We start from the raw sequence: 5,779 nt of genomic DNA, 5'->3' as shown, positions 1-5,779 counted from the left end.
TGCCCTGCCGCGCCGAATGCGCGGGGCCGCGCACGCTGGCGGCGGGGTTGGTCGCGATCACCTGCCCCGTCACCAGCCAGTCGAACAGATGCCGCACCGCTGCGAGCCGCTGCTTGACGCTGGGCGGGCTGAGGCTTTGGCTCAGCGTCTCGATCCAGGCGGCGACATGAATGGGAGCAATGTCGCTCAAGTGGCTCACTCCATGATTGAGACACCAAGTGAGACAGTCATTCGCCGCTTTCGCATAGGCGCGTCGCGTATTGGGGTTGCGGATCGTGGCAGCAAAGAATTCAAGGAAGCGCATCTGCGCCTGCGGTCCCGCCTGCGCGATGAGGGGCGGCAGCGGGACGGAAGATCGCAGGACGAGAGAGGATGTCATTGGAAGCACAACCTATGTGTGATAATGTCCTTTATCACATATATAGAAATTTGTCCAAGAAATGATATCGTTGATATGAGGGGCTCGTATTGGTGGATCGTCTATTTTTAGGAGTTTGGCATTTTTATGGATCGACAGTTCTTTTTGCCAACAGACTATATCTCCTGCACCGACCCAACCTATTATGACGATACCGCGATCCACGATGATGGAGTTCTGTTTCAGCCAGAGATCATGCCGCTTGCCGAATTGTTACTCGCAGGCACTTCTCGCAAGCGGTTGGTAGATGTTGGTACTGGAAATGGATCCAAACTTGCCGGTGCCATGGCTCAATATAAGCTTGGTATCGATTACGGGTCCAATCTTGACCATTGTCGGTCTGAGCATGGGAATGCTGCAGAATGGTTTGAGTGCGACCTTGGACAGGCCATACCCCAGCATCTCTTAGAGACGATCGGGTCTGACGACGTCCTGGTCTGCTCCGATGTCATAGAGCATCTACCTGATCCCCGACCTCTATTGGACTTCCTTCGTTCCGCCTATGCACGCGGGGCACTTGTCATTACGAGCACGCCAGAGCGCATACTTGTTCGGGGTAGCGATCACATGGGGCCACCTCCCAACCCAGCGCATGTTCGGGAATGGTCATTACCGGAATACCGGTCGATGCTTTGTTCTGCCGGGCTGCCGCCATTATTCATCGGTCTTACGATAAATAACGATCGCGATCGTCTTCTTCGCACGATCGTCTCCGTCCACGAGCCTCGGCTTCAGGCAAAATTCGTTCCGGCGGAAAAGAGACCTCTCGCTATCATATCTACTTTCAACGAGGCGGATATTATCGAAGAGGTTGTTGAACGCTGGATCCACCAGGGCTGCGATATTCATGTGCTCGACAACTGGTCGACTGATGCCACCTGGAAACAGCTGGAACAATTGGCTGTCCGGTTTGGCTCTCACATGGTGCTCGAACGCTTTCCTGCCGATGAGCCGTCGCGCGGAAGCTGGATTGATATCCTCACGCGTAAGGAGGAAATCGCTTTCTGTCACAAGGGGCGGTGGATCATACATTCGGATGCGGACGAAATTCGCACTGCATCTTTCTGTTCGCTCAATATTTCCGATGCATGCCATCAGGTTGAAATGGCAGGCTGGAACCGGATCGACTTTACCGTCCTGAACCATCGCCCGATCAACAATGGCCCATTTCTGACTGGTGATGCGCTAGGCGCTCTTCCCCATTTTGAATTTGGCACGAAACCAGGACATTTCATCCAGAAAAAAGCATGGCTGCAAGGCCAGGACCGCATAGCCCTGGCTTCGAGCGGCGGCCATGAAGCGCAATTTGCTGGTGCCCATGATTGTCCATACAAGTTTGTGCTTCACCACTTTCCGCTTCGATCCGTTGAGCATGCAAAACGCAAAATCCTGCGTGAACGCTATCCACGATGGTCTGAAGAAGAGTTCGACAAGATGGGCTGGCACCACCATTATGATGATATGGATGGACACGAGATGATTTGGAACGTCAACAAGCTTGCCATTCTGGACGCTGGCTGGTGGGAAAGGCACGGATTGCCTATTATCAGCGGGCTACGCCGCTAATATTAGTGCATGCAATTCAATGATTGGGTCGTGAAAATCGCTGCCCAATCATTAGAAAACATCGAAAAGTCTACTTGAAGAATGAGCGGATCAGGGCTTCAGCCCCTTCGCCATGTTGAGGTGCGCGGTCACGGTCGGCACCATTTCGCTCGCCAGCGTCTTCAGCGCCGGCACGTCGCCCGATGCCGAATAGGCGCGCAGCGTGTCGAGCGTCTTCTGATGCCCGTCGGTCTGCGCCGCGATATAGGCGGTGTCGAACGCGCTGCCCGATGCGCTGTTCAGCTTGTCCATCGTCGCCTGTTGCTCGGCCGACAGCGCGGCGTTGGGGACGATCGCCGGCGTGACGGAGTTCGCGGCGGCCTTGAGCTTCTCGGTCGATTCCGTGTGCGCCTTCACCATCATGTCGGCGAATTTCTTGACCGGTGCCGACGAGGATTTGGACAGCGCCAGCTTGCTGCTTTCCACTTCGAACATGTCGCTGGCGGCGGCGGTGTTGGCGAAAGTCTGGGCGGGACTCGTCATCGGCATAGCCGACGCGCTGTCATTGCCCATATTCCCCATGGTCCCGTTCATGATCGACATATTGTTGACCGTCACGTCGTCGCTTTTCTTGCCGCAACCACCCAGGGCCAGCGCCATTGCGAGCGCAGGCCCGGCGATGATGAATGTGGTCCTCATGAGATTACTCCTGTCTGGCCATGATGGCCTTCAGCCGGATAACCCCCGGTGATGGCACGCGTTCCGGTCGGAGCCTTCTTTGCTCTCCGCCGTTAAGGGTGGCGGGGCCTCGTCGGGCTGCCATTTTATCGGGAGCATCCGCCATGGGCATCTTCAGCAGCATCAAGGACAAGATTTTCGGCCATCGCAGCAAGCCCGCCGCGCCCGCCGCCAACCAGGCCCCCGCACCCACCCCTGCCCCGGTCGAGCCGGTGACAACACCCACCCCCGCGCCCTCCACCTCTCCCGCGGCGGTCGCTCCCGCGCCGGTCGACGTCGGCGCGGTCCTTTCAGAGATGGCGGAGATGAAGGGCGGCGGCGGCAATTATCAGTCGTCGATCGTCGATCTGCTGAAACTGCTCGACCTCGATTCCAGCCTCGCCGCGCGCAAGGAACTGGCCGAGGAGCTTCACGTCCATGCAGGCGAGCATGGGTCGGCTGAGCAGAATATCGCGCTTCATAAAGCCGTGATCGCCGAGCTGGAGAAAAATGGCGGTATCGTGCCGGACAGTCTGCGTAATTAAGGGACCGGCGGCGCTTCCTAAAAAATAAGCGGGCCTTCCCCTTCAAAATCGCACGCCGCCGCTGCCGCCCGACCACCGAAGCCCGCTCCGCGCCTTGGTTCGGACAACAGGAGCAGCGCGCCTGCATATTGAAGAGCCCCGGCTTTTCAGGGTCATAGCAGAATGTTTCTCCGAGCGTACGCTAAGGGTGGATGGCTGTTCCCGTCGTCCGGAGCGGCCTGAACCGCTCGCGGGGCTTGTCGATCTTGCTCCACAGATAGTCGCCGGTGAGGCTGATATGCTCCCAGCCCGGCGGAGGACGTGGGCGAGCAGGGTGTCAGGCACGTCGATGCCGCGCTCGTGCAGGCGGCGGGCGTTGCGGGCGAGCGCGTTGCGGGCTTGCCCTTGTTGAAGATGGCGTTGGTGCGGCGGCGCTGATCGGCATTGTCGAGCCAATCGAGTATGACAATGTGCGTTCGACCCGCCCGCTAGTTTCGCTTCCCTCGGCGGGGATCGCTTCGCTCCCCTGAAGCGGTCCCCGTCATCGTTTTGGCTATTCCGCGCAAAATGCGTATAATCGCCACTTCCATCGCAGGAGGACATCATGGCGACCCGCGTTGTCGACGACACCGTCAGCCTTACCGACTTTCACAAGTCACCCGGCGTCTATGTCGATCAAAGTCAGACCCGGCCTGTCATTCTTACCAAGCACAAGCGTCCGTTCGCGGCTGTCGTCAGTGCCCAGTGGCTTGAGCATGCTGAAGCGGCGCTCGCGACGCTTCATGGTAACCGCCGCGTCTATTCCGAAGGAACCTTCCCCAATGACTTCGCGGCCCGTCTTGAAGCCTCGCTCCCCAGTGAGGCCGAGCTTGCCGCCGGTCAGTGGGACCACGACACCTCCGGCACCGCCACCCCGGATGGGTGATATCGTCAACTATGTCTATCTCTTCAGCGCCGAAGCCGCTGCGGGCCGGGACGAAGGCGTCAAGGAGCGCCCCGGCGAAATACCTGATAGCGACACGGATGTGATCGCGACGGCGATGGGTTTGCCGCGCCCGCAGGAGAGGTATGTCGTGCTGAACGAAGCCAATGAATTCGACTGGCGTGGACACGACGTGATCGATCTCAAGGGTGGCGGCTTTCTCTACGGGAGGATCCCGCCGGGTTAGCCTCCCTCCACGATCCCTGCGTCGGGGGTGCCGGCCAGGTCCGGTGCCCCTTTCGTAAGGCTCGTGACGATCGTCGCCATGCAAAATGGGGGAGGGCCTGGCGGCCGCTCCCCCATCATTTTGCCTGCCGGGCTTGAGGCCCGAAGCCGCGCCGACCTGCTTACGCGGTCAGGCGCTTGAGCGTCTCTGTCGTCCCGAGTATTCGGATCGCTTCGAGGATGCCGGTAAACTGCGCGCTGTCGGCCTTCATGAAGCCCGACCTTTCGACCTCTTTCAGCCGGTCGCTGCGCTCCCGTTCGGCAAGCTGCTTGCGCCGCTCGCTCAACCGCTGTTCCTCCGCTTCAAGCTGCTTGCGTTCCTGCTCGATACTCCGTGCCATGGGACATGCCTTTTCTGATCGTGTGACCAGCTTCCAAGACACAGGATGCCAGCCCGCCGACGGCGACACAATAGCACGCAGCATCATCTCCATATGGAGCCACCATCGCGCTCGCTGGTCCGGTCTTGACCGAACCAGCATGAGGGCGACGGACACTGGCCTATGGCCAGGTCCGTCGTGGGGCGGGATTGCTCCGCGAAGCCCCGTCCCGACGACCCCGGGGAAGATTGCCTGCGGCGCTTCCCTGCCGGAATCGGGACCAGCGATCGGACAACATCCCCTGATGCCCCGACAACCGCTGACAGTCCCTAGAGATTTGCACACCCTATGCGGCAGGCCGCAGGTTAAGACATTGAAATATCGACCGTTTGCATACGCTTGCCTGTTTGCATGTGCAAACGCCTCACGACACCCACGCTAACTACTTGTCTTTGCACGATAAGTTCTGTTTGCAATTTAGCTACACGTTATTGCTGGAAACCCCCTGCAAATCGCGGTATCTAAGAGGCTCGGAAGCCCCACCATCCACTTGACCGTGGGTGGTACATGTCTAAGTCAACCATAGCTTTTCGGCTTTTGCCGAGTGAGTTGGCGGCACTGGATCAGATCGCTGCAAAGCGAGGCTGTTCCCGGTCCGAAGCCGCTCGCTACGCTCTCATGTTCGGCATCAGATTTGCCGAGGCGGACCATAGCTTCAATATCACCCGCGCCGTGCTCGTCCTCGAGTACATGCAAGCGGCGATCGACGTCATCATTACGCGCGATCACGGTGACGTCGTCCCACAGCTCTTAGCAGCCGCAAAGCAACGCCTGGAGACCTTCCATGCGTAGCAACGACATCCGCTTCAACGGCCAGGCCGCGACCGTCAAACATCACTCCGCACGCGGACGGATCACCCGAAATTCGGGCAACTTCACGCGCGGATCACAGCTGCTCGCCAGCCAGTACAAGATGACGTGGGCCGGCATCCAGGTGCCCATCTGGATCTGGCTCGGAACCTTCATCGTCCTCTTCAACATTTTCGTC

General features: G+C 58.8%; 9 protein-coding genes and 1 pseudogene. 5 read left to right on the top strand and 5 right to left on the bottom strand.

What is annotated here, in order from left to right; all coding sequences use genetic code 11:
• Positions 1–379, bottom strand: a 379-nt coding sequence (locus DI606_RS19230; protein WP_293985531.1) for a site-specific integrase, incomplete at its 3' end; no start/stop codon positions are given.
• 126 nt (positions 380–505) lie between these two features.
• Between DI606_RS19230 and DI606_RS19225 the strand changes: the two genes are divergently transcribed.
• On the top strand, positions 506–1,984 hold the full coding sequence (locus tag DI606_RS19225) for a glycosyltransferase family 2 protein (protein ID WP_293985530.1): 1,479 nt from the start codon (positions 506–508) through the stop codon (positions 1,982–1,984).
• A gap of 90 nt (positions 1,985–2,074) precedes the next feature.
• On the opposite strand, the gene DI606_RS19220 is transcribed toward DI606_RS19225, so the two are convergent.
• A complete protein-coding gene (locus DI606_RS19220) occupies positions 2,075–2,662 on the bottom strand; it encodes a DUF4142 domain-containing protein (RefSeq protein ID WP_293985528.1) in 588 nt (195 codons plus the stop codon).
• A 143-nt stretch (positions 2,663–2,805) separates the two neighbouring features.
• On the opposite strand from DI606_RS19220, the gene DI606_RS19215 reads away from it, so the two are divergent.
• Positions 2,806–3,225 (top strand): DUF3597 domain-containing protein, encoded by a 420-nt coding sequence (locus DI606_RS19215; protein WP_293985526.1) that lies wholly within the window; start codon positions 2,806–2,808, stop codon positions 3,223–3,225.
• Between the two features lie 181 nt (positions 3,226–3,406).
• On the opposite strand, the pseudogene DI606_RS20405 reads toward DI606_RS19215, so the two are convergent.
• Positions 3,407–3,683 (bottom strand): annotated as a pseudogene (locus DI606_RS20405) (hypothetical protein); the annotation flags it as partial.
• Between the two features lie 125 nt (positions 3,684–3,808).
• On the opposite strand from DI606_RS20405, the gene DI606_RS19210 reads away from it, so the two are divergent.
• Positions 3,809–4,129, top strand: a complete 321-nt coding sequence (locus tag DI606_RS19210) for a prevent-host-death family protein (RefSeq protein WP_293985524.1) — start codon at positions 3,809–3,811, stop codon at positions 4,127–4,129.
• Positions 4,122–4,373, top strand: a complete 252-nt coding sequence (locus DI606_RS19205) for a hypothetical protein (protein ID WP_293985522.1) — start codon at positions 4,122–4,124, stop codon at positions 4,371–4,373. Before DI606_RS19210 ends, DI606_RS19205 begins: the two co-directional genes overlap by 8 nt.
• Positions 4,374–4,533: 160 nt before the next feature.
• Here the strand turns inward: DI606_RS19205 and DI606_RS19200 are convergent, their stop codons facing one another.
• On the bottom strand, positions 4,534–4,752 hold the full coding sequence (locus tag DI606_RS19200) for a hypothetical protein (protein ID WP_293985520.1): 219 nt from the start codon (positions 4,750–4,752) through the stop codon (positions 4,534–4,536).
• Between the two features lie 555 nt (positions 4,753–5,307).
• A complete protein-coding gene (locus DI606_RS19195) occupies positions 5,308–5,520 on the bottom strand; it encodes a hypothetical protein (protein ID WP_221775552.1) in 213 nt (70 codons plus the stop codon).
• A gap of 55 nt (positions 5,521–5,575) precedes the next feature.
• Here DI606_RS19195 and DI606_RS19190 point away from each other — a divergent pair.
• Positions 5,576–5,779 (top strand): hypothetical protein (locus DI606_RS19190; protein WP_293985516.1); only part of this gene is annotated, 204 nt, incomplete at its 3' end.

Source organism: Sphingobium sp. (assembly GCF_003248505.1).
Lineage (GTDB): Bacteria > Pseudomonadota > Alphaproteobacteria > Sphingomonadales > Sphingomonadaceae > Sphingobium.
This window is presented reverse-complemented; position numbering and strand designations above follow the sequence as displayed.